Source organism: Rathayibacter rathayi (assembly GCF_004011095.1).
Lineage (GTDB): Bacteria > Actinomycetota > Actinomycetes > Actinomycetales > Microbacteriaceae > Rathayibacter > Rathayibacter rathayi.
Genome location: NZ_CP028129.1, coordinates 560,393 through 583,004, shown reverse-complemented (window position 1 = coordinate 583,004; position 22,612 = coordinate 560,393). Strand labels below are relative to the sequence as shown.

Here is a 22,612-nt window from a genome sequence, read left to right as displayed (position 1 = left end):
GCGTCGGACGCTGGTCGCATCACATCAACGAACGGGCGACGTGTGTGCTCAGGCGGGTCGGCGCCCGAGCGACGACTGGAACCGCAGCAGATAGCCGTCGGGATCCGCGACTACCAGCTGCCGCACGCCGGCCTCCTCCGCGCCGACCCGGTACCAGCGGGTCTCGAGCGGGGAGAACAGCGCCGTCCCGGCCTTCGCGAGCGCCGCCGCCGTCCGGTCGGCGTCCTCGACATGCAGTTGCAGATTCATCCCACGGCCGAGCGGACGCTCCAGGGGCCCCGCAATCCAGTTGCGTCCCCGCCCCGCCTCCTCCAGCATTACGTGAGCGGTGCGGAGCACGAGGTAGGCGAAGCCCTCCTCTGGTCGCGAGTAGTGGATCCGGAACCCGCAGGGACCGCACCAGAACGCGAGGCTGCGCTCGAGGTCGGCGACGAGCAGCTCGGGGACGAGATCGGGATCGACCATGCCGGCGATGCTCGCACAGACGACGCGCCAGCGCTCCGGGCGCTCGGACGGCGGTGGCTAGGGTCGCCGGATGCACAGTGATCACGAGCCTCCCGGCCCGCCGGGGCCTCCGCCCTTCCCTCTCTTCTCGGTCGTGCTCGTGCCGCTCACGATGGCCGTCGCCGGGATCGTCACCGGCATGGACATCATGCAGCTGGGCGGGCTGGTCAGGAGCATCACGCTCCTCGGGCCGTTCTACACCCTCCTGGCGATCGCCATCGCGGTCGCGCTCCGGCTGCGGGCCCGCTCAGAGGCGGCGGCGGACGCGCCCGAACCTGCGCGCCCCGGCGACGCGCTCGCGCGGAACATCTCGCTCGTCACCGCAAGCACTCTGATCGTGCTCTGGCTCGTCGGGGCGGTCAGCGTGCTGTGCAATGGGGCCCTGGTCATCTTCTTGATCGGCGGCCCGGTCGTCGTCGGCGCGCTGATGTCGATCGCCGCGAACGCGCTCCTGATCTTCTCGCCACGAGTGGCCCGGGCCGAGGTGCACGCAGTGCGCTCGCGCCTGCCGGGGTACCGGTGGATCGTGGCGCTCTGGATCCTGGCTCCTGCGTCCTGGATCCTCTTCGCCACCTCCGGCCGACTGTGGGTGCCGGAGGACTGGTTCTCCTGAGCCGGCGCTACGCCTCCGTGCTCGCGGGGCGAGTGGTGCGGCCAGGGAGCAGGAGCAGGCCCGAGACGCCGACGACGATCAGGAGGACGGCCGCGACAGTCACGAAGGAGGCCAGGGCCAGCACGGGCATGATGATCGTCAGCACGCCCGCGATGACCGAGGCGATGCCCGCAGCGATGGGCAGCCAGGCCGGCCCAGCGACGGAACGACCGCTGGTGATACTCGAGACGCCGTCGAAGATCCAGCCGGCGCCGATGACCAGACCCAGCACGCTCAGCAACTCGAACGGGTTCGAGAGGCAGAGGACGCCCGCGGCCAGAATGAGCGCGCCCAGCACACCGGCCAGCCAACGCACGCGGGCGTCGAGCCGCGAGGCGGTGAACGCCAGCAGCAGGCGGAAGACGCCGGCGGCGATCAAGTGGATGCCGAAGATGATGGCGACGGTCAGCAGAGTCGGGCCGGGGATCAGCACGGCGATGACGCCGAGCACGATCGCGATCAGCGAGACGGCGATGATCCACCAGCGCTCGACGGAGGTGCGGGACATCGTGGGCGCGGCGGTCTCGGACATGGCTGTTCCTTCGCGTCGAGGAGTACGGACTCCTCGACGGTAAAGCACGGGGGCGGGGTAGCGCGGGACCTTGCGCGCAGATGGCGAGACGCGCAGCCGACGGGCCGGACCTCGCGACCGACAGGCCGGAGCTCGCAGCCGACGGGCCGGAGCGCTCCGGTCAGCGGCGCGAACCGGTGCGGACGGCCCCGCGATGCCTGCGGACGCTGCGCACCACGAGCGCCAGCACCAGCAGGCCGACCGCGCTATAGATGATCGCGTCGAGGATGCCCGCGTACTGGTCGACGAGTTCGTACTGCGTGCCGAGGGCGGCGCCGAGCCCGATCAGCAGGCCGTTCCACACCCCGGATCCGAGGATCGTCAATCCCGAGAACAGCAGCAGGTTCATCCGCTCGGCGCCCGCGGGGAGCGAGATGAGGCTGCGCACACCGGGGATGAGGCGGCCGAAGAGCACCGCCCAGGTGCCGTGACGGCGGAACCAGCCGACGGCCTTCTCGAAGTCCTCGCGGTCGACCAGCGGGAGCTTCGAGAGCAGGCGGATCGAGCGTTCCGTGCCAACGTGGTGCCCGAGCGCGTAGAGGACGAGGCCGCCGAAGTAGGCGCCGAGCGTCGCGGTCACCACGACCAGCACCAGGGTCATCCGCCCCTGATGCGCGAGGAATCCGGCAAGTGGCAGCACCAGCTCGCTCGGGATCGGCGGGAACACGGTCTCGATCAGCGTCAGCAGGCCGACGCCGACCTCCCCGAGCGCGGCGATCACCCGAGCGGCGACGCCGACGAGCCCGGAGAGTTCGTCGATGCTGTCGGAGGAGGAGGCCGCCACGGAGGCGGGGGCGAGGGCGAGAGTCGCGGTCGTCATGACTGAGAAGCTACTCAGTCTACTGGGCGCCCACCTGGGAATCCGGTCGTCCGCTCCGAACGCCGGCGACTCGGAGTGCCGGCCGGCGAACTCCGGCCAGCGGGCTCGGCTGGCGAGTTTCAGGGGTGGCCGGTGAGGACGACCGTGTCCGAGCCCTGCAGCCGCACCTCGACGGAGGCGATCTCGGAGAGCGGCAGACCGGTGGCCAGGCTCGGCTCCATCGTCGTCCCCGGCGCACTGGTCCACGAGCCGACGGCCTCGGTGCCACCCGAGGTGTCCGTGACATAGAGGACGTAACCGGCCGACCCCGCGTACAGCTCGGCCGTCTCCGCCCAGCTGCAGTCCATGTCGATCCGGGTGCCCCACTGCTGAGGGACGAACGCCACCGAGGCCTCCACGGGGACGCCGGGCGCGGCGGCGAGCGAGACGGTCGCGCCGGTGGTCTCGACCGGCGGGAGTGACGAGCCGGCCGCGAGCGGCAGGGCGAGGGCGGCGGCCGCCGAGACGCCCGCGGCTGCGAGCACGAGGCCGGCGATGCGGAGTCGGGTACGCCGGCGGACGGAGTGGGTGGCCGCGGCGAGGCGCGTCAGCAACGCGGCGGGAGCGGCCTCCGCGCTCTCCTCCGACTGATCGACCAGGCGCAGCGCCTCCTCCTGGGGGAGGTGCGCGAGCAGTCCCGGCAGCGGCACGAACTCGGCCAGGGCCTCGCGGCAGGCAGGGCAGACGCGCAGGTGCAGCTCGTACGCGCGGCGGTCGGCGGCAGTGAGGGCGCCGAGGAGGTAAGCGGCGTCCCAGTCGCGGAAAGCGGCGCCGTGCGTGTCGTCGGAGGAGGGGTCGTGGCTCACAGCTCCGTCACCCCCCGCTCCTGCAGGGCGAGCTTGAGGGCGCGCATCCCGTAGTGCATTCGCGACTTCACGGTGCCCGGGGCGATCCCGAGCAGCGCGGCGATCTCGGTCACCGTGCGCCCGCCGTAGTAGGCGTGCACGATGACGGCGCGGTGGTCGTGGCTGAGACCGCTGAGGGCGTCCGAGAGCAGCCAGGCGTCGAGGACCTGGTCGGTGCGGTCGGCAGTCGGGCGCTCGGGGACCTCCTCGGTGCCCAGCTCCCTCGCGTAACGGGCGCTGCGCCGGTCGTCGATGACGAGGTTCCGCGCCACGGTGTAGAGCCAGGAGCGGGCGGCGGCCTCACCCTGCGCGAGGATCTCGGGGTGCTTCCAGGCGCGCAGCAGCGCCTCCTGCACGACGTCCTCCGCCAGGTGGCGGTCACCGGTCAGCCGCAGCACGAAACGCCAGAGCGCGCTCGAGTGCTCGTCGTGCAACGCACGCAGCATCTGCGCCTGATCCTCGGACATCTCCACCTCTTCCTGCACCAACGTAACGGCGGCGCGAACAGTTCACGGGCGTCGGCGCGGGTCGGCGGGTTCACGCGAGCGGTCGCACTCTGGTAGTCCGGAGTCGATGACTTTTCCCGATGCCGACGACGCCGCCCGCGTGCGTGCCTTCCTCCGCGACAACCGCTCCCGGATGCTCGACGACGTCCGGCACCTCGTCATGATCGAGAGCCCGAGCGACTCCCTCGAGGCGCTCGGCCAGCTGCACGCCTTCCTCGTGCACTGGGTGGGCGAGCGGCTCGGGCACGACTGCGACGTGCAGCACCAGCGAGCGCAGGACGCGCCGACGGCGACCAGGTGGACCGTGCCGGCGAGCGACGGCACCAGGCCGCACCGCGGCACCCGTCCTTTCGTGGCGCTGCTCGGCCACTACGACACCGTGTGGCCGCTCGGCACCACCCGATCCTGGCCCTTCTGCGTCGAGGGCGACCGGCTGAGCGGACCGGGCAGCTACGACATGAAGGCCGGGCTGGTGCAGATGGTGTGGCTGGTGGCCGCGCTCCGGCACGCCCGGGTCCCGCACCCCGCGATCCGGCTGGTGCTGAGCGGGGACGAGGAGGTCGGCAGCGCCGCCTCCCGCCCTTTCCTGGAGCGGCAGTGCATGGGGGCCGACGCGGTCCTGGTGTTCGAAGGCGCGATCGGCGACGCGGTGAAGACGGCGCGCAAGGGCATCGGGCGCTTCGTGATCGACGTCGTCGGCGTCGAGGCGCACGCCGGGGTCGAGCCGGAGAAGGGGGCCAGCGCGATCCACGAGCTCGGCTCGCTGATTCCGCGGGTGCTCTCGATCGCGCGGGCCGAGGAGGGCACCTCCGTCAACATCGGCGTGGTGTCCGGCGGATCCCGCGTCAACGTGACGACCGCGCGCGTGCGCCTGGAACTGGAGGCGCGGATCCGCGGCTCGGCCGAGGCGGCGCGGGTCGAGTCCGAGCTCGAGGCGCTCGCCGCCGCCGATCCGCGCATCCGGCTGGAGGTGCGCGGCTCCTGGGAGCGGCCTGTCTTCGAGCGGACCGCCTCCGTCGCCGCGCTCTACCGCCGGGCCGAGCGGGTCGCGAAGCGGATCGACGTGCCGCTGCGCGAGATCGCGGTCGGCGGAGCGAGCGATGGCAACCTCGTCGCGGCGCTGGGTCTTGCGGTGCTCGACGGACTCGGCGCGCCGGGCGAGGGGGCGCACGCGCGCACCGAGTCGATCAGCATTGAGGGCATGCTGGAGCGGACGGCGCTCGCCGCCCTGCTGGTCGCCAGCTTCAGCGACGAGTACTGAGCGACGAGCACCGAACACCGAGTAGAAGGACGAGCGGATGACCCTGTACGAGTCGCGCCCTGTGGGCGTCGTCATCGAGGCGCCGGCCGCGGAGGTCTACGCCTTCGTGTCCGACCCGGCGAACCTGCCGCGCTGGGCGGCGGGCCTCGCCTCCTCCGCGCTCGACGAGGTGGACGGACGATGGTTCGCCGACTCGCCGATGGGGCGGGTCGAGGTGCGCTTCGCCCCGCAGAACCCGTTCGGCGTCGCGGACCACGAGGTCACCCTCCCGGACGGGACGGTGGTGAACAATCCGCTCCGAGTGCTCATCAACGGGGACGGCGCGGAGGTGGCCTTCACCGTACGGCGGCGGCCCGGGATGAGCGTGGACGACTGGGACGAGGACTGCGCTCGGGTCGCGGACGACCTGGAATCGCTCCGGCTGCTGTTCGAGCGCGGCGCGCTGTAGGTTCGGTGCAGCTGCGGCGCAGGGCCTGCACCCGTGAGAACGAGGACGCGATGACCTCCCCCGATCATCCGAGCACCCGCTCCGCCGGCGGCATCGAGTTCAACGGCCTCGACACGATCCAGGAGTCGGAGCGGCACGGCCGCCCGCGCGACCTGTTCTGGCCGTGGTTCGCCGCAAACGTGTCGGTACTGGGGCTGAGCTACGGTTCGTTCCTGCTCGGCTTCAGCCTCTCCTTCTGGCAGGCGACGCTCGTCGGCGTGATCGGAATCGTCGTCTCATTCCTCTTCTGCGGGCTGGTCGCGGTCGCCGGCAAGCGCGGCTCCGCGCCGACGATGGTGCTCAGCCGGGCGGCCTTCGGCGTCGACGGCAACCGCCTGGTCTCGGTGATCTCCTGGCTGCTCACGGTGGGCTGGGAGACAGTGCTCGCCTCCCTCGCGGTGCTCGCAACGGCGACGGTGTTCGAGGAGTTCGGCTGGGACGGGGGCGTGCTCACCAAGGTGGTCGCCCTGATCGTGGTCGCCACGCTGATCGTGGTCGCCGGGATCGCCGGTTTCCGCCTGATTATGCGGCTCCAGCTCGCGATCACGATCGCCACCGCCGTGCTCACCGTGGTCTACGTCGTGCTCGTCCTCGACCGGATCGACCTCGCGGCCATCGGCGCCCTGCCGGCCGGCTCCACCGCCGCGGTCATCGGGGGCCTGGTCTTCATGATGACCGGCTTCGGGCTGGGCTGGGTGAATGCGGCGGCCGACTACTCCCGTTACCTGCCCCGCGAAGCGCGCACGAGCGGCGTGGTCGCCTGGACGACGATCGGCGGAGCCGTCGCACCCGTGCTGCTCGTCGTCGTCGGCCTGCTCCTGGCCGGCTCTTCGCAGGAGCTCTCCGACGCGATCGCCGCCGACCCGATCGGCGCGCTCGCCGGGATCCTGCCGACCTGGTTCCTCCTCCCCTTCATCGTCGTCGCGCTGCTCGGCCTGATCGGCGGAGCGGTGATGGACATCTACTCCTCGGGCCTGGCGCTGCTCAGCACGGGGCTGAAGGTCTCGCGTCCGGTGGCCGCCGGGATCGACGGCGTGCTGATGGTGCTCGGCGCGGTGTACGTCGTGTTCGTCGCCGGCGACTTCCTCGGCCCGTTCCAGGGCTTTTTGATCACGCTCGGCGTGCCGGTCGCGGCCTGGCTCGGCGTCTTCCTCGCCGACCTCCTGCTGCGCCGCCGCGACTACGACCAGGAGGCGCTCTACGACTCCCGCGGCCGCTACAGGAGCGTGTCGGCGGTGCCGGTCGCGCTCGTGCTGGTCGGCACGCTCCTCGGCTGGGGCCTGGTGGTCAACTACTCTCCCGGCTTCGAGTGGGAGGGGTACCTCCTGGGGCCGCTCGGCGGGCGCGAGGGCGACTGGGCGGGCGCGAACCTCGGCGTGCTCCTGGCGCTTGTGATCGGCTTCGCCGGCACGCTCGCCCTCTCGCGCACGGCGGTCCGGCGCCAGGAGGCCTCGGCGTGAGCCTGCTCGTCGCGATCGACCTGCAGCAGGTGTTCGCCGACGCGGATTCGCCGTGGGGCTCGGCCGAATTCGCGCGCGCCGCCGAGGGGACACGGCGTCTGCTCCCCACGTTCGGCGAGCGCGTGGTGACCACCCGCTTCGTCGCACCCGAGCGGCCCCGCGGCGGGTGGATCCCCTACTACCGCAAGTGGCCGTTCGCGCTCGTGCCCGAGAGCGACCGGCTCTACGAACTCGTGGTCGGATTCGAGGGGCACCGGACGATCAGCGCGACGACCTTCGGCAAGTGGGGGCCGGAACTCGAGGCGGAACTCGACGACTCCCGCGAGCTGGTCCTGACCGGAGTCGCCACCGACTGCTGTGTGTTGTCGACGGCGCTCGCCGCAGCGGACGCCGGGGTGAGGGTGCGGGTCGTGGCCGACGCCTGCGCGGGCGCCTCAGAGGCCGACCACCAGCGGGCACTGGAGGCGATGGCGCTGTATGCGCCGCTGATCGAGGTGACGACGCTCGATGTTGTGCTGGCGGAGGTGGGAAACCGAGGTTGAGAACGGCAAACAGGCGTCTCGAGGCGCCCGAGCGGCCTGCCAACCTCGGTTCGTGTCGACGTCGCGTCGCGGGGGACGCCCGCCACCCGGCATGATGTCGGCATGTCCTCCACCGACGAGCGCGTCCGCGCGTCATCCCGCACCCTGGTCATCGGCGAGGCGCTGATCGATATTGTCGAGCGCGACGGCAGCGCCACGGAGCACGTCGGCGGGTCGCCCGCCAATGTCGCCCTCGCGCTCGCCCGCCTCGGACGATCCGCGACCCTCGTCACCGACATCGCTGATGACGAGCGCGGCCGCCGCATCCGCGCGCACCTCGAAGCCTCAGGAGTTGACGTTCAATACGGGGACGCGGCGCGCACCTCCACCGCCCGCGCGGTGCTCACCGCGGACGGCTCGGCCCGCTACGTGTTCGACCTCGCCTGGAACCCTCCGGCCGCCGATCCCAGCGGTGCCGCGCATGTGCACACCGGCTCCATCGCGATCTTCCTCGAGCCGGGCGGATCCGCCGTGCTCGCGCTGCTCGAGGCTCTGCCGGCCGGAGTGACCGCGAGCGTCGACGCGAACATCCGCCCGGCACTGGTCGGGGACCACGCCGGGGCGCTCGCCCGCTTCGAGCGGGTGGCGGCCGCCTGCGAGATCGTGAAGCTCAGCGATGAGGACGCGGAGTGGTTGTACCCCACGATGCAGCTCGACGAGGTGCTCAGCCGCCTGCTGGCGCTCGGGTCGCAGCTCGCGGTCGTGACGCGCGGAGCGGAGGGACTGCTCCTGGCCTCCACCCTCACCCGGGTCACCGTGCCGGCCGCGCGGATCGTCGTGGCCGACACGATCGGCGCCGGCGACTCCGCGATGGGCGCGATCCTCGACGAGGCGTTCCGCCAGGGCCTCGGCGCGGCGAACGGCCCGGTGCTCGACGGCCCCGCCCTGCACGCGATCGGCCGCCATGCTGCGCACGTCGCCGGCATCACCACCTCCCGCCCCGGCGCGAACCCGCCCACCCGCGACGAACTCTGAGCGGGGCGGCTGCAGCGCCCGTCCGTCGACCCCTCTGGTGCTGGCGGCACGACGCGGAGATACTGGGCGGACCTCGACGGAAAGGCGCGCCGTGCCCACTTCACTGACCCCATACATCGGCTTCGACGGCTCCGCGCAGGAGGCGATGGAGTTCTACCGCGGTGTCCTCGGCGGCGAACTCACCACGAGCCGCTTCGGCGACTTGGGGATGAGCGCGGATCCGGCCGACCAGGACCGGATCATGCACGCCCAGCTCGTCACGCCGAGCGGGATGATCCTGATGGGCTCCGACTCCCCCTCCTCGAGCCCGGCCGACCAGGGCGCCCGCATCACGATCGCGCTCTTCGGCGACGACGACGCCGAACTCAGCGGGTACTGGGACGGCCTGGCCGAGGGCGGCACGGTCCTTGAGCCGTTGGTCGCGTCGCCGTGGGGCGACCGCTTCGGGATGCTCGTCGACCGCTACGGCGTCGGCTGGATGGTGAACATCGCGGCTCCCGCTGCCTGACGCTCCTCCACAGCCGCGAATCCGGACACGATCTCCACCGGTCCGTCCACCCGTCCCGCTCCTCGGTGCGGCAGGCGCAGAATGGAGGGGTTGCCCCATCTCCGGGGGCGTCCCACCTCTCACGAAGGCTGCAGATGACGATCACGCTCGGGTACAAGGCATCGGCGGAGCAGTTTGGCGCGCGCGAACTCGTGGAACTCGCGGTCGCCGCCGAGCGGCACGGCTTCGAGAGCGCGGTCGTCTCCGACCACTTCCAGCCCTGGCGGCACACGGGCGGCCACGCCCCGTTCTCCCTCGCCTGGCTCGCAGCCGCCGGCGAGCGCACCTCCACGATCCGGCTCGGTACCTCCGTGATGACCCCGCACTACCGCTACAACCCCGCTGTCATCGCGCAGGCGTTCGGCACGCTCGGCGTGCTCTATCCCGGGCGGATCATGCTCGGCGTCGGTACCGGCGAGGCGCTGAACGAGGTCGCCACCGGCTACCAGGGCGCGGGCGAGCAGACCTGGCCCGAGTTCAAGGAGCGCTTCGCCCGCCTGCGCGAGGCGGTCCGACTGATGCGCGCGCTGTGGGCCGGCGACCGCGTCACTTTTGACGGCGAGTACTACTCCACCCACGAGGCGTCGATCTACGACAAGCCCCAGAACGGCGTGCCGGTCTACATCGCGGCGGGTGGCCCCGTCGTCGCGAAGTACGCGGGGCGCGCAGGAGACGGCTTCATCTGCACCTCGGGCAAGGGAATGGAGCTGTACACCGAGAAGCTGCTCCCCGCCGTCGAGGAGGGCGCGGCGGCGGCCAGCCGGGACTCCTCCGCCCTCGACCGGATGATCGAGATCAAGCTCTCCTACGACCCGGATCCGGCTCTCGCGCTCGAGAACACGCGATTCTGGGCGCCGCTCTCGCTCACTCCCGAGCAGAAGCACTCGCTGACCGACCCGGTCGATCTGGAGCGCGCCGCCGACGAGCTGCCGATCGAGCAGGTCGCGAAGCGTTGGATCGTCGGCTCCGACCCCGAAGAGACGGTCGCGCAGATCAAGCCCTACGTCGATGCGGGCTTCACCCACCTGGTCTTCCACAGCCCCGGCGACGACCAGCAGCGCTTCTTCGACAGCTTCGAGCGCGATCTCGCGCCGCGGCTGCGCGCGCTCTGACCTCCCGTCTCCATCCCGATTCCCTCCGGAAGGGCCGCTCCCGCATGACCACGGCCACCCTCCTCGCCCGACTCGACCACGGCGAGCCGCTGACGCGCGCGAGTGCCCAGACCCTCCTCGGCGCCCGCGGAGCCGACCTCGACCTGCTCCTCGACGCCGCCGGGCGCCTGCGCGACGAGGGACTCGCCCGCCGCGGACGGCCAGGCATCGTCACCTACTCGCGCAAAGTCTTTGTCCCGCTGACCAAGCTCTGCCGCGACCGCTGCCACTACTGCGTGTTCGTGGAGACCCCGGGCAGGCTCGCGGCCAAGCGCGAGTCGACCTTCATGGAGCCGGAGGAGATCCTCGAGGTGGCCCGCGCCGGAGCCGCGCTGGGGTGCAAGGAGGCTCTGTTCACCCTCGGCGACCGCCCGGAGGACCGCTGGCCGGTCGCCCGCGCCTGGCTCGCCGAGCACGGTTACGCCTCGACGCTCGAGTACGTGCGCGCGATGGCCGTCCTAGTGATGAGCGAGACCGGCATGGTCGCGCACCTCAACCCCGGCGTGATGTCGTGGGCCGAACTGCAGCGGCTTCGCCCGGTCGCCCCCTCGATGGGCATGATGCTCGAGACCACGGCCGAGCGGCTCTGGTCCGAGAAGGGCGGCGTGCACTACGGCTCGCCCGATAAGGACCCCGCGCTGCGCCTGCGCGTGCTCGAGGATGCGGGCCGCAGCCGCATCCCGTTCACGACCGGCGTGCTGCTGGGGATCGGCGAGAACGCGGCGGAGCGGGCGGACGCCCTCTTCGCGATCCGCGAGTCGCACGAGCGCTGGGGCCATGTGCAGGAGTGCATCGTGCAGAACTTCCGCGCCAAGCCGCGGACCGCTATGCAGAACGAGGTCGACCTTGAGCTGCAGGAGTACGTCGCCAACGTCGCCGTCGCCCGGCTCGTCCTCGGGCCCGATGCAACGATCCAGGCGCCGCCGAACCTCACCGACGAGCAGGAGCTCGGGCTGCTGCTGCGGGCCGGAGTCGATGACTGGGGCGGGGTGAGCCCGCTCACGGCCGACCATGTGAATCCGGAGCGCCCCTGGCCCCACATCGACGATCTGGCGCGGCTCTCCGCAGCCGCCGGCTATCGGCTGCGCGAGCGGCTGACCGCGCACCCGCAGTACCTCCGCGACTCCGCTACGTGGATCGACCCCCGCGTCGCTCCCTACGTCACCGCCCTCGCCGACCGCGAGACCTGGCTCGCCAACGAGGCGGCACCGGTCCTCCCCCGGCCCTACCGCGAGTCGCTCGACGCTCCGCCACGCCCCCTCGCGCCCACGCTCGGCCCGGTGATCGCGCGGGCGCAGGCGGACCCGGCCGGACTCGAGGACGCCGACTACCTCGCCCTGCTCTCGGCCGACGGCGACGACCTCGACGCCCTCGCCGCTCTCGCGGACGACCTGCGCCGCGAGGCCGCCGGCGACGAGGTCTCGGTCGTGGTCAACCGCAACATCGACACGTCCCTTTGGGGCGCCGGCGGGCTCACCGTCGAGCGGTTGCAGGAGCTGGCCGACGAAGCGGTCGCGCTCGGTGCCACGGAGCTCTGCCTCCAGGGCGCGATCGGTGCCGAGCACCCGGGCGACGACCTCCTCCTCATCATCCGGACTCTCACGCAGCGGCAGCCGTCCCTGCACCTGCACGCCTACCGGCCGGCAGAGATCCTCGAGGTCGCGCGCCGCACCGGCCGCACCCTGCCCGCGATGCTCGACGCCCTGCGCGAGGCGGGCGTCGGCTCCGTGCCCGGCACCGCCGCGCGCATCCTCGACGACGACGTGCGCGCCGTCCTCAGCGAGGGCACCGACCCCACTGCCGCCGACTGGCGCGAGGCGATCACGGCCGCGCACCGCAGCGGCCTTCACTCCACCTCCACGATGGTCTATGGACACGTCGAGACACCGCAGCAGCAGCTCGCCCACCTGCGCACGCTCGCCGCGATCCAGGATGAGACGGGCGGGTTCACCGAGTTCATCGCGATGCCGTTCGTCCCGGCGGAGGCACCGCCCGGCGTCGTGCGCGTGAGCCGCGGCGGCCCGACCCTGCGCGAGACTCGCGCCGTGCACGCCGTCGCCAGGCTCGTCCTGCACGGCCGCATCGCCCATGTGCAGACCGCCTGGACCAAGCTCGGACTACAGACAGCGCAGGTCCTCCTCCGCGGCGGCGCCGACGACCTCGGCGGCCTGCTGCTGGACGGCGCGCTCCGGCCCGAGGCGGGGGCGGAGGCGTACCGTTCGCTCGACATCGCGACCGTCGCCCGCCTGAGCGGTGAGATCGGCCGCGGCTGGCGCCAGCGCACGACGACCTACGGAGTGGTCGCTCCTGAGCGCGCCCTGGGAGCAGCGCCGATCGCGACGGCGGGCCCGCAGCGGCTGCGCCTACCGCTCCGCCAGACCCGCCGAGTGTCATGACGCGGTCCGAGTACCTCCGACGCCAAGCCGAGCTGGTCCGGGAGGAGCGGGTCGAGGCCGCGGGAGCCGCGGTGCGGCTGCTGAGCGCCGGCCCCGAAGGTTCCCGAGCGGTACTGCTGCTGACGGGCGTCGGCCGCGGAGCACGGAGCGACACCGCGCTGCTGCTGCCCATGCTGGCCCGGCGACACCGGGTCGCCGCACTCGAACTCGCCGATCTGCGCGACCCGTGGCTCGACGGCCCCGCCGCCGTCCGTGCCGCCCTCGACGCGCTCGAAGCCGATACGGCCGTGCTGATCGGCCACTCCCTCGGCGCCGCCGTCGCCCTCACCGCCGACGACCACCGGGTGCACGCCCTCGCCCTCGTCGCCGGCTGGCTGAGCCCCACCGAGCGCCTGCTCCGCACCGCGCGGCTCTGGCCGCAACTCCCGCCGGAAGCGCAGGAGGAGGCCGCACGCCTGCTCGCCGTCCGCTCGGACACCCCCTCCTCCCCGTGGAACGCCGACGCCCCGCGGCTGCTCGCCGCCTCCGCGCGCGCCGACATCGCCCGGGCCGCCGCGCGCTGCCGCGTCCCCGCCCTCGTCGTCGGTTGCTCCGCCGACGCCGTCGTCGGCGTCGAGGGTGCGGAGGCGCTGCTCGGCGCGATCGACGACGCCCGCTACGCCGTGGTCGACTCCGGTCACGCCGTCCTCACCGAGCGTCCGGCCGAGCTCCTCGCCACTCTCGAGCGCTTCCTCGCCGACCCGCACCGCGACCCGCCCGGCAGTGTCCTGGCGAGGATGAGGGTCTGATGGACGTTGACGTCGTCATGATCGGAGCCGGATTCGCCGGCCTCGGTGCCGCCGTGCGCCTGGAGCGACGCGGCGGCACCTCCTTCGTCGTACTCGAACGCGCGGAGCGGATCGGCGGCACCTGGCGCGACAACGTCTACCCCGGTGTCTCCTGCGACATCCCCTCGCACCTCTACTCCTACTCGTTCGCCCCCGAGGCCGACTGGTCGACGCTGTACGCCCCCGGAGCCGAGATCCAGGGCTACCTCGAGCGGGTCGTCGAGCGGGAGGGCCTCGCGCCGCGGCTCCGGCTGGGCACAGAGGTCCTCGAGGCGGTCTTCGACGAGCAGTCGCAGCGCTGGCGGGTGCGCACCTCGCGCGGCGACTACTCCGCCGCCGTCCTACTCGTCTGCGCGGGACGCCTCTCCGAGCCGCGGCTCCCGGCTGTGCCGGGGCTCGACGCGTTCGCCGGGCCGGCCTTCCACTCCGCGCGCTGGCGTGAGGACGTCGATCTCGACGGAGCGCGCGTCGGGATCGTCGGCTCGGGCGCCTCCGCCGTGCAGATCGTGCCGCATCTCGCCGAGCGTGCTGCGGAGGTCGTGCTTTTCCAGCGTTCGGCCCCGTATGTGGTCCCGCGGCGCAACCGCGCCTACCCACCGCACGAGCGCCGCACGCTCTCCCGCGCGCCCGGAGCCCTCTCCCGCTTGCGCGAGCAGCTGTTCTGGCGGGCCGAGCTCGGCTTCGCCGGGCGGGTCGCCGTCCCCGAGGCGATCGACCGGCTCCGAGCGGAGGCGCTGGGGCACCTCGCCGGGCAGATCGCCGATCCCGAGCTGCGCGCCGTCCTCACGCCGAACTACGAGATCGGCTGCAAGCGAGTCCTCCTCTCGGACGACTACTACCCGGCTCTCGCGCAACCGCACGTCAGCGTTGTCCCTGGCCCACTCCGGCGTATCGAGGAGGGTGCGGCCGTCGGCGGCGACGACGTCCGCCACGAGGTCGACGTCCTCGTCTTCGCCACCGGCTTCCTCTCTACACGACCGCCCTTCGCCCGGCGGATCCGCGGCCGCGACGGTCTGCTCCTCGCCGACCGCTGGGCCGACGGAATGGCCGCTTACGAGTCCACAGCGGTGCACGGCTTCCCCAGCCTCTTCGTCATCAACGGCCCGAACGCGAGCCTCGGCCACAACTCCTCCGTGCACATGATCGAGACGCAGATCGACTACGTCCTGGCCGCCCTCGACCACCGCGACGCCGTCGGAGCGGACGTTCTCGAGGTCACCGCCGAGGCCGAGGCCGCCTCCGTCGCCCGCCTCGACGCCCTGAGCGCTGACACCGTCTGGACCAATGGCGGCTGTGAGAGCTGGTACCTCGACGACAATCGTCGCCTGACCCTGCTCTGGCCCGACTTCGCCTTCGCCTTCCGCGAGGAGCTCGGCCGCTTCGACCCCTCCGCCTACGCACACGGACGCACGGTCGCTATCGTGACCGCATGACCGACCGCGTGCTCGCTCCCGAACCACCCGCTGACGGCGCGAAGCCGACCGGCCCCGCCTCCTACTTCCCGAGCATCGAGAAGACCTACGGCCGCCCCGTGCAGGACTGGCTCGACCTCGCCGACGAACGCCTGCGCACCGAGCCGCACCTGCGGGTCGTGACCTGGCTGAAGAGCGAGCACGGCCTCGGTCACGGCCACGCGAACGCGATCGTCGCATACGTGCGGGCCGCTCGCGCCTAAGCCCCGGGCGCTTACGCCGCTCACCCTTACGCCGCTCACCCCTACGGCACCGACCCCGAGCCCGTACCCGAGGCCGCCCTCCGCACAGGCTAGGCCCGCCCGCCGACGCGAGCCACCCGTCGTCGCCGTCCACGCCACCCGGGGATAATCGGGGGATGCGCGAAGACGACGATGTCGATCTGGTGATCGACGCGTGGGCCGGTGCCCTGCCCGACCTCGATTTCGCGCCGCTGGACGTCGTCTCGCGTCTGCGTCGGCTCAGCCCGCGCGTGCAGGAGGTGCGGCGCCAGTCCTTCGCTGTCAGCGACCTCGCTCCGTGGGAGTTCGAACTCCTCTCGCTGCTGCGCCAGCGTGGACCGGGCGGGATGACCCCCTCGGCGCTCTCCACGCACCTGGCCCTCTCCAGCGGTAACCTCGCCAGCCGCGTCGACCGGCTCGGAGCCCGGGGGCTCGTAGTCCGCGAGCAGAACACCGCCGACTCCCGGAGCAAGATCGTTTCGCTCACCCCGCGAGGCACGAAGCGCGTCGACGAGGCGATGCGCAACCTGGTCGCCGCCGAGGGTGAGGTGCTGGCCGACCTCGACGCCGCGCAGATGTCGGTGCTGATCGAGTGCCTTCGCCGGATCAGCGACACTCTCGACCGGCTGCACTGATCCGTTACGCCCGTTGAGCCGGAGAGGTCAAGCCCGTTCGGAGAGACTGGCCCCGGTCGTAGCGTGGCACCTGCACAGTCGAGGCGTCAGCAACCCGTGCGGATGATCGCGAAAGCGGAGAGCACCATGACACAGATTTCTTCGATCCAACCCGCGCGATGGAGCCGGAACGGAGTCAGGATCGTCGTCGTTCCCGGGGCGGAGTTGCCCCGGTTCCGACTCGAGATCGACCCACGCCTGACCACCGCCCTGTCACTCGTCTCCACCGGGCCGTTCTCGAGCGTCGAGGAGGCCGAGCGAGCGGCCGAGGTCGCCGCGGGCCTGCTGGGGGCGAAGATCCCGGCCTGACCCTGCCCCTCAGCCCCCCGTCTCCTCAGCCACCCGTCTCCTCAGCCGGTCGACACCGATCGTGAGCACCGGGACAGGCTAGGCGCTCCGGCGCTACGCTCGAGCGATGACGCCGCCCTCCCCCTCCTCCCGGGCGGAGGCGGCTCGGGTGCCGGTCGCGCTGGTCCGTCTCGTTGTGGCCGCTGCCGTCCTCCTTGCCGTGATTGCGACGGCGGTCGACACCGCCGCGCGCGGTCCGCTGAACCCAGTCAACTTCTTCGGCTTCTTCACCATTCAGGGCAACATCTTGCTCGCCGTCGTGCTCGCGGTCACCGCGATGTTCGCGCTCCTGCGCCGTCCTGCGCCGGTCCGCGTCCCGCTGGCCCGAGGAGCGTGCACCGGGTACATCGTCGTCGTCGGCCTCGTCTACAACACCCTTCTCACGAGCGTGGCGGGCGGAGTAGCGCTGCCCTGGGCCAACACCGTGATGCATGTGCTCTTTCCGATCTACGGCCTGCTCGACTGGCTCCTCGTCGCCGACCGTCCTGCGCTGCCGTGGCGACGGCTCTGGCTGGTCGTGGTCTACCCGATCCTCTGGCTCGCGGTGGTTCTGATCCGCGGAGCGACGGACGGCTGGGTGCCATATCCGTTCCTCGACCCCGCGACCGGGTATGGACGAGTGACAGTCTTCGTCGCGGCCGTCGCGGTGGCGTTCCTCCTCTCCGGGGCGCTGATCTGGGCGCTAAGCCGGGTGCGGATTCCGAGGTCGACCCACCGCTGAGTCGCTGCCGTTCCAGGCGGTGAGCGACCCTAGGCTGAATGGACTCGTTCTGGGGTAATTGTTTCAAGTACAGACAGCATGCCCAACCCCTAACGTCGGCACCGACGGTTTCTCACCGTCGTTACTGCTAGAGATTGGTTGACCATGCGCCTGTTCCCGTCCCTTCGTCAACGCACCGGGGTCCGCCGCGTGCGGGCTCTCGCCGTCGGTGCGGTCGTCGCCCTCGCGGCCGCTCTGATCCCCGTCCAGGCCGCCAGCGCCTGCGCTCCGACCTCCCTCTCGGTGCTGAGTCTGGGCGACTCGATCACTCAGGGCTACGCCACCTGTGGATCCCTGGAGGATTGCCCCCAGAACAGCTGGTCCACCGGCACGAACCCCGACGTGAACTCGTTCGCCACACGGCTGGGCGCGGCCAACCCCGGCACGCAGATCACGACCGCGAACTTCGCCAACAGCGGCGATGTCATCGCGCAGGTCCCCTCACGGGTGCAGGAGGCGGTAGCCGCCGGAGTGCGAGCGGATGTTGTCACCCTCCTCGTCGGCGGCAACGATCTGTGCTTGCCCCAGAATCCTGTCGCCGCGGACGGCTACACGATGACCCCGGTCGACGACTTCCAGGCCGCCGCATTCGCAGCGATCACGGACATCCGCATGGCCTGGCCCACCTCCCACATCGTCCTCTCCTCGATGCCCGACATCACCAAGGAGTGGTCCGTCCTGAAGGACGGAACCGGATCGCTGATCTGGACTGTCTCCAACGCCTGCCGCACCACCCGCGGAGTGGACACCGAGGGTAAGCCGCTGAGCCGCCCCGCCGCAGCCGCGTCCGCCGCGGCAGCCACGAAGCGGATCAAGCAGTACAACTCCGCCCTGAAGACCGCCTGCACGCTCGACGGTCCGCTCTGCGACTGGGACGGCGGTGCGCTGACCGCCACCCCCGTCACCGAAGACTTGATCACCACGACCGACTACTTCCACCCCAGCGTCGCGGGCCAGGCGAAGATCGCCGCAGTCCAGTGGGCCGCTTCAGACTTCGCGAGGTAACCCCGATCGGAGCGGCCGCTCACACGTCGAGCGGCCGCTCGCCCTCGCGGCGACGACGCTGCTCCTCGGCGAGCCGCGCGTAATGCGCCTCCTCGCGCTCGAGATCGGCCAGCTGCTCCTCCGTGCTCTTGAGAGCGGGCCGGACCACGATCCTCGTCGGCGCCTGCTTCTGGCGGCGGGACGCACGGCCACCGGGAACGAACGAGCCGCCATCGCCCCGCTTCCACTCGTGCCCGAGCAGGAACCACAGCGAAACGCCGATGATCGGGAGGAAGAAGATCAGCAGGATCCACACGATCTTCGGCAGATTCCGCACGACGTTGTCGGGCTGCCGGACGACGTCGACCAGCGCGAGCACGGTCAGGACGATGACCAGCAGTGAGAACACGAATCCCATGCAGACGAGGGTACGACGACGCCGACTCCGCGCGCCCCTCGCGACACCCTTTGTCCCGCGCCAGAGCACGCCCCGCTCTCCCCGGCCCTGTTAGCGTCCTTCCTCACCCGCCCGTCGGCGACTGCCTTCCTCGACCGGGCCGTTCGGCGCACACCGGCGGCTCCGAGGAAGGAGCACCCTGTCCAGCGCACGCCTTTCGCGCATCGTCCTCTTCACCCTCCTCAGCACCGCGGCGCTCGGTGGCATCATCACTGTCGGCCTCCCGGTCGCCCTCGACGCGGCCGGCCGTACGAAGCCCGAGATCGCGCTCTTCTTCGTCCTGAACGCCACCGTCGCTGTGGCTTACAGCACGCTCCTCGTGCCACGGATCAGACGCGCCGGGATCCGCGCAGCGCCCTCCTCGCGACTACCGCCGTCGTCCCGGTGGGCCTTGTCCTCGTCCTCTGTGGGGCAGGCAGCCTACCGATCCTCCTGATCGGCGGCGCACTGCTGCTGATGCTGAGCACGATCATCCCGCAGATCTTCGGTCGGGCGGCGGCGTAGCTCGGCTCCGCGGCTCAGGAGTCCGCGGTGACCCGGCTGAGGCTGGTCACGGTCGGCGGATACCTCCTCGGGCTGATCCTCTTCTCCGTCACCGCCGCAGCCGGCCTCGACCCGCTGCTCGCCGCAGACGTGCCGCCCCTGTTCCTGACCTCGGCGCTGCTCGAATTCGCTGCTCTCCCCCTGCTTGGCCGGCTCAGCACCGCCCGCGGCAGCGCCGTCGCCCTCGTGGTGATCGCCCTGTTCGGGATCGCGTCGTTCTCGTTCCTCCTCACCGCGTCCAGCTACCCCTCCTGCTGCTGGCGCAGGTGCTCTACGCCGTGGTGGGCGTCGGTTTCCAGAGCACCGGCCTGGTCCTGCTCGGCCGCACGAGTGGGGGCGGAGTCGGTACGGGCGCGAGCGCGTACACGGCGGTAACGCAGATCGGGACCGTCGTGGGCGCGGTGCTCCCGCTGCTGGTCGAGGGCTACTTGTCCGGGATCTTCGTCATCGCGATCGTTCTGGCGTCTCTCGCCGGGCTTCTCGCCGCCGGACTGCGAGCGGCGGGCGGACGCTGGTGAACGCGTTCGTAACCGAGGCGCATCCGTCCGCAGAGGGCTTCATCGCACTGATTCGCGCATTTTCACCTCGGTTACGTACGCCCGCCCCAGCCCGGACACCGACCAAACTCCCGAGCAAGCGAACGTGCTGAAGGCGGAGGATGCGGCGCTGCGCGAACGGCGCAAGTACCTGCTGCGCGTGGGGAGCTCGCAGGTGAACGAAGCGGCATGAGACGCGGCAGCCGCTTCGCTCGTCGAGCAGCATGGCCGTCCGGCCTCTCTTGGTGACGCTACGGGCGTCACGCGAATGAGACGACGCTGAAGTACCAGGCAGAGGAGGACTGGGCGCGCTCCGGCCAGGTGTACTCCGATATGGCGAACTGCTTCGTCGAGGAAGGACAAGACTGGGTCCACATCGCTGACCTGCACGAGACGATGTCGCAGCGGTGGCACCTGAGGTACCACGAGCCGAAGACCGAACTCATCCTGATGGCGTGCAGCCGCAGTACGTGTGCACGCGACCACCTTAGGGTCTCGACACTTAAGGATGCGCTCTCCGCATGCCCCCCATTCCGAATGCTCCTTGCCGCCTTGCTCCTGCCGGCCGCAGCGGAAGTATTACTGACAGATCGGCGGATGGGGAGCCGCCTGGTTTCCTCACGAATAGGTCATGAGCGCGCAGGAGTAGAGGAAATGAGAGCCGGTACACGGATTCTGAAGCGAGTCCCTGTCAGTCGGAGCGATTAAAGCGAATGTGAGCGGCTGCTCGTCGACCTGGCCGAAGCCGTACCTCACACTGCAGGGGAACCACCCGCCCATGTCGCTGGCCACACAACACCTCGAAACAAGCCTGCGCCTGCAGAGACGGGCCGGCGCCATGATGTATGTCCAGCGTTTCAGCGGCCTGGAGCAGGACCCCGCTGACCCCGCGCGGTGAGCGCTTCGGGATGCGTTCTGCCTACTCTGTTCGGGTGGAAAAGTCTCGATTCACCTGGCTGCTGTGCACCGGATGCGCACTTGCGCTGACAGGGTGAACGGGGGCTGTCGGCGTGTGGTCGTTCCCAAGCCCGTGGGTCACGGCAGCGGCCCTGGTCCTGGAGGCAGCGATTCTGGCACTCGTCGGCGCCGCGATCCGATCCTTCCAAGGCCCACGACGAGAAGCTATGACGCTCTCCGTGCCCGTCATTTTTGGCCATGATAACTACAGGAGAAAGGATTCGTTCATGAAACTGTTGGCAGTAAAATTCGCGAAAGACAACGATCTGAGCGATAACTTTTATCGAGCAATAGGACTCATTCCCGGATATTCGACCGAGTCGCGGGAGTGGATCGAACTGGAGGCCGAGGGCGGCAAAGTCGCACTACACTCCGCCAGGAGCGCCGACCACGATGTTGCCCCTGGCGCAATCGAGTTATCGTTCGAAAGCGAGGAGGAACTAGAGATTGTTCAAGCGCGGATGCGCACTGCCGGATTTGATTCTGGAAAAATTGCAGCAGAGCCCTTCGGTCGCTCGCTTCGCATTATCGATCCTGATGGGACGGCGGTGCAGATCAACGAGAGCATAACAATGAGCGAGTAGTCTTATCGAGCGCCTTGGACGCCATGCCGAGAACACGCTTGAACATGCTCACAGAGACCCTTCCGTCGGATACCAGCCTCGATCATTGCGGCACTGCCTGAGCGAAGACCTGCGGGCACCCCTCAGAAGGCCGTGAGCGCGCGCCGTACGGACAGGGGCCGAATAGCGTCTGCACGCTCGAGCGCACAACAACAATCGATTACGCCCACAATCGATTACGCCGAGAAGATTGGACTGCGTGCTGAAATTCGGCGATACAGATAGTTCACCCCTTTCCCTTGTACGGTTCGTGGTCCGTTCGCAGACGGGGCAGCTGTAGCGCAACAGAATATCCTACGATATTCGCCGCATCCGCCACCTCAGCCGGACGGCTACGCGACCTCATTGCCGTCCGGACGGATGCTGTCTAGGCCAATGACTCTCGCCCCGGTGGCAGGTTCCCGCAGCTTGGGCTCGAAGGTGAAATTGTCCGCGATCCCCATGATCATGCGGATTGCTGGCATGACAGGTGTGAAGATGAAGTTCAAAATCGTCTCAAAGAAGCGGACTGGTACATGCTCGGGGTGATACCAGCGGCGACGTTCGTACCAATCGTGGCTGGACCATAGATCAACAGCGCCGCGGGCAGCGACCACGCTCAGCGCTATCGCCAACGAGATGAGCGCCGTCCAATAGGCGGCCACGCCCAAGACCACCGAGGCTGGCAGCAGAACGAGCCAGGCGATCTCGACGCCGTGAACGCGCCAACGCAGGGGATAGAGACCGGCAGCGGCGGCGGCGATCCACGCGGCAGGCACAATTGCTGGACGGGCGAGCCAGTTCGCGACCGCGTCGATCCAGGACATGTCGGCGAGACCGAAGACATGGGCAACCTGATACGCGGCGGCGACCGGGTCCGTGCTGATATCGCGGAGCTGGTTGACGTGACCCCAGTCGAGCTGGATCGTCGCCCCGAGCAGCAGCGCGAGACCAATACTCACGGCCGAGGAAGACAGCCGCTTCACAAGCGTCTTCAGTCGGTCGTTGAGCGCACCGAGCAGCACGCCAACGCCCACAGATACCGGATCAGCCATATTCTTTCATCCTTTCACATCCGTACCCGCAGAACACTAATTATGCAGTGGCGGCATCGGGTGTTCTGATAATCGGTTTCGACCCACGGGAAAGTCTCGGCTCGCGGGAACTCGAGCGTTGGCCGTGGCGGCTTATTCAGAGACACGCCGGATCGCTGCACAATCACTGATCAGCGCCGATTCCCATGCCGTGGGTCACGGTGACCCGAGTAAACCTCGAGACATTAGCGCCGACACGGCAGTCTTCTCTGGCAAGGGTCTGAGAACTCATTCTGTGGTGCCCCTGGAGGGACTCGAACCCCCAACCTGCTCCTTAGGACGGAGTCGCTCTTCCATTGAGCTACAGAGGCTGGCCGAGCCAGTGTACCCGCCGCCCACCAC

Annotated in this window: 26 protein-coding genes and 1 tRNA gene; 19 read left to right on the top strand and 8 right to left on the bottom strand. The window is 70.1% G+C overall.

The window, feature by feature from the left end:
• Positions 1-48: 48 nt before the first annotated feature.
• Positions 49-465 (bottom strand): VOC family protein, encoded by a 417-nt coding sequence (locus C1O28_RS02965; RefSeq protein ID WP_097166660.1) that lies wholly within the window; start codon positions 463-465, stop codon positions 49-51.
• A 70-nt stretch (positions 466-535) separates the two neighbouring features.
• Here C1O28_RS02965 and C1O28_RS02960 point away from each other — a divergent pair, with 70 nt between their 5' ends.
• The gene (locus C1O28_RS02960) at positions 536-1,117 is read left to right on the top strand and encodes a hypothetical protein (RefSeq protein ID WP_097166661.1); all 582 of its coding nucleotides are present in this window, start codon (positions 536-538) and stop codon (positions 1,115-1,117) included.
• A gap of 7 nt (positions 1,118-1,124) precedes the next feature.
• Here the strand turns inward: C1O28_RS02960 and C1O28_RS02955 are convergent, their stop codons facing one another.
• From C1O28_RS02955 to C1O28_RS02940, 4 genes are all read right to left on the bottom strand, one after another.
• The gene (locus C1O28_RS02955; protein WP_097166662.1) at positions 1,125-1,688 is read right to left on the bottom strand and encodes an HdeD family acid-resistance protein; all 564 of its coding nucleotides are present in this window, start codon (positions 1,686-1,688) and stop codon (positions 1,125-1,127) included.
• A gap of 160 nt (positions 1,689-1,848) precedes the next feature.
• Positions 1,849-2,547 (bottom strand): DedA family protein, encoded by a 699-nt coding sequence (locus C1O28_RS02950; protein WP_097166663.1) that lies wholly within the window; start codon positions 2,545-2,547, stop codon positions 1,849-1,851.
• A gap of 119 nt (positions 2,548-2,666) precedes the next feature.
• Entirely contained in the window at positions 2,667-3,392 is a 726-nt protein-coding gene (locus tag C1O28_RS02945) for an anti-sigma factor family protein (RefSeq protein WP_097166664.1), read from the bottom strand.
• Entirely contained in the window at positions 3,389-3,898 is a 510-nt protein-coding gene (locus C1O28_RS02940; RefSeq protein ID WP_097166665.1) for a sigma-70 family RNA polymerase sigma factor, read from the bottom strand. Before C1O28_RS02940 ends, C1O28_RS02945 begins: the two co-directional genes overlap by 4 nt.
• Before the next feature lie 106 nt (positions 3,899-4,004).
• Here C1O28_RS02940 and C1O28_RS02935 point away from each other — a divergent pair, with 106 nt between their 5' ends.
• The 15 genes from C1O28_RS02935 (at position 4,005) to C1O28_RS02865 (ending at position 18,102) form a co-directional block, all read left to right on the top strand.
• A complete protein-coding gene (locus tag C1O28_RS02935) occupies positions 4,005-5,198 on the top strand; it encodes a M20/M25/M40 family metallo-hydrolase (protein WP_202129470.1) in 1,194 nt (397 codons plus the stop codon).
• Between the two features lie 37 nt (positions 5,199-5,235).
• Positions 5,236-5,646, top strand: coding sequence for an SRPBCC family protein (locus C1O28_RS02930; RefSeq protein ID WP_097166666.1), 411 nt, complete (start codon positions 5,236-5,238; stop codon positions 5,644-5,646).
• A 50-nt stretch (positions 5,647-5,696) separates the two neighbouring features.
• Positions 5,697-7,145, top strand: coding sequence for a purine-cytosine permease family protein (locus C1O28_RS02925; protein ID WP_097166667.1), 1,449 nt, complete (start codon positions 5,697-5,699; stop codon positions 7,143-7,145).
• Positions 7,142-7,687, top strand: coding sequence for a cysteine hydrolase family protein (locus C1O28_RS02920; RefSeq protein ID WP_097166668.1), 546 nt, complete (start codon positions 7,142-7,144; stop codon positions 7,685-7,687). The genes C1O28_RS02925 and C1O28_RS02920 overlap by 4 nt, the downstream gene beginning before the upstream one ends.
• 102 nt (positions 7,688-7,789) lie before the next feature.
• Complete coding sequence (locus C1O28_RS02915; RefSeq protein WP_097166669.1) at positions 7,790-8,701, top strand: carbohydrate kinase family protein; 912 nt, start codon at positions 7,790-7,792, stop codon at positions 8,699-8,701.
• Between the two features lie 91 nt (positions 8,702-8,792).
• The gene (locus tag C1O28_RS02910) at positions 8,793-9,209 is read left to right on the top strand and encodes a VOC family protein (RefSeq protein ID WP_097166670.1); all 417 of its coding nucleotides are present in this window, start codon (positions 8,793-8,795) and stop codon (positions 9,207-9,209) included.
• A 134-nt stretch (positions 9,210-9,343) separates the two neighbouring features.
• On the top strand, positions 9,344-10,360 hold the full coding sequence (gene fgd, locus C1O28_RS02905) for a glucose-6-phosphate dehydrogenase (coenzyme-F420) (RefSeq protein ID WP_202129468.1): 1,017 nt from the start codon (positions 9,344-9,346) through the stop codon (positions 10,358-10,360).
• A gap of 44 nt (positions 10,361-10,404) precedes the next feature.
• A complete protein-coding gene (gene cofG, locus C1O28_RS02900) occupies positions 10,405-12,795 on the top strand; it encodes a 7,8-didemethyl-8-hydroxy-5-deazariboflavin synthase CofG (RefSeq protein ID WP_097166671.1) in 2,391 nt (796 codons plus the stop codon).
• Entirely contained in the window at positions 12,792-13,583 is a 792-nt protein-coding gene (locus tag C1O28_RS02895) for an alpha/beta fold hydrolase (protein WP_097166672.1), read from the top strand. The genes cofG and C1O28_RS02895 overlap by 4 nt, the downstream gene beginning before the upstream one ends.
• Positions 13,583-15,055 (top strand): flavin-containing monooxygenase, encoded by a 1,473-nt coding sequence (locus C1O28_RS02890; RefSeq protein WP_097166673.1) that lies wholly within the window; start codon positions 13,583-13,585, stop codon positions 15,053-15,055. The genes C1O28_RS02895 and C1O28_RS02890 overlap by 1 nt, the downstream gene beginning before the upstream one ends.
• Positions 15,052-15,297, top strand: coding sequence for a DUF4287 domain-containing protein (locus C1O28_RS02885; protein WP_097166674.1), 246 nt, complete (start codon positions 15,052-15,054; stop codon positions 15,295-15,297). Before C1O28_RS02890 ends, C1O28_RS02885 begins: the two co-directional genes overlap by 4 nt.
• 155 nt (positions 15,298-15,452) lie before the next feature.
• Positions 15,453-15,950: a MarR family winged helix-turn-helix transcriptional regulator gene (locus tag C1O28_RS02880; RefSeq protein WP_097166675.1), complete on the top strand. Its 498-nt coding sequence runs from the start codon at positions 15,453-15,455 to the stop codon at positions 15,948-15,950.
• 126 nt (positions 15,951-16,076) lie between these two features.
• Positions 16,077-16,298: a hypothetical protein gene (locus C1O28_RS02875; protein ID WP_127821425.1), complete on the top strand. Its 222-nt coding sequence runs from the start codon at positions 16,077-16,079 to the stop codon at positions 16,296-16,298.
• A 106-nt stretch (positions 16,299-16,404) separates the two neighbouring features.
• On the top strand, positions 16,405-17,058 hold the full coding sequence (locus C1O28_RS02870; RefSeq protein ID WP_097166677.1) for a Pr6Pr family membrane protein: 654 nt from the start codon (positions 16,405-16,407) through the stop codon (positions 17,056-17,058).
• 144 nt (positions 17,059-17,202) lie between these two features.
• Complete coding sequence (locus tag C1O28_RS02865) at positions 17,203-18,102, top strand: SGNH/GDSL hydrolase family protein (RefSeq protein ID WP_097166678.1); 900 nt, start codon at positions 17,203-17,205, stop codon at positions 18,100-18,102.
• Positions 18,103-18,121: 19 nt separating this feature from the next.
• Here C1O28_RS02865 and C1O28_RS02860 read toward each other — a convergent pair whose 3' ends face one another.
• Positions 18,122-18,499 carry a PLD nuclease N-terminal domain-containing protein gene (locus tag C1O28_RS02860; protein ID WP_097166679.1) on the bottom strand — a complete coding sequence of 126 codons (378 nt, stop codon included), beginning with the start codon at positions 18,497-18,499 and terminating at the stop codon, positions 18,122-18,124.
• 570 nt (positions 18,500-19,069) lie between these two features.
• Here C1O28_RS02860 and C1O28_RS02855 point away from each other — a divergent pair.
• The 3 genes from C1O28_RS02855 to C1O28_RS02850 all read left to right on the top strand — a co-directional run bounded on the left by C1O28_RS02855 (position 19,070) and on the right by C1O28_RS02850 (position 21,158).
• The gene (locus C1O28_RS02855) at positions 19,070-19,456 is read left to right on the top strand and encodes a hypothetical protein (protein ID WP_097166680.1); all 387 of its coding nucleotides are present in this window, start codon (positions 19,070-19,072) and stop codon (positions 19,454-19,456) included.
• 17 nt (positions 19,457-19,473) lie between these two features.
• Positions 19,474-19,599 carry a hypothetical protein gene (locus tag C1O28_RS15825; RefSeq protein ID WP_258058662.1) on the top strand — a complete coding sequence of 42 codons (126 nt, stop codon included), beginning with the start codon at positions 19,474-19,476 and terminating at the stop codon, positions 19,597-19,599.
• A 1,142-nt stretch (positions 19,600-20,741) separates the two neighbouring features.
• Positions 20,742-21,158, top strand: coding sequence for a hypothetical protein (locus C1O28_RS02850; RefSeq protein ID WP_097166681.1), 417 nt, complete (start codon positions 20,742-20,744; stop codon positions 21,156-21,158).
• Between the two features lie 371 nt (positions 21,159-21,529).
• On the opposite strand, the gene C1O28_RS02845 is transcribed toward C1O28_RS02850, so the two are convergent.
• Positions 21,530-22,231 carry a hypothetical protein gene (locus C1O28_RS02845; RefSeq protein WP_104262071.1) on the bottom strand — a complete coding sequence of 234 codons (702 nt, stop codon included), beginning with the start codon at positions 22,229-22,231 and terminating at the stop codon, positions 21,530-21,532.
• A gap of 275 nt (positions 22,232-22,506) precedes the next feature.
• Positions 22,507-22,581: transfer RNA gene (locus C1O28_RS02840), tRNA-Arg, on the bottom strand.
• Between the last annotated feature and the right edge of the window lie 31 nt (positions 22,582-22,612).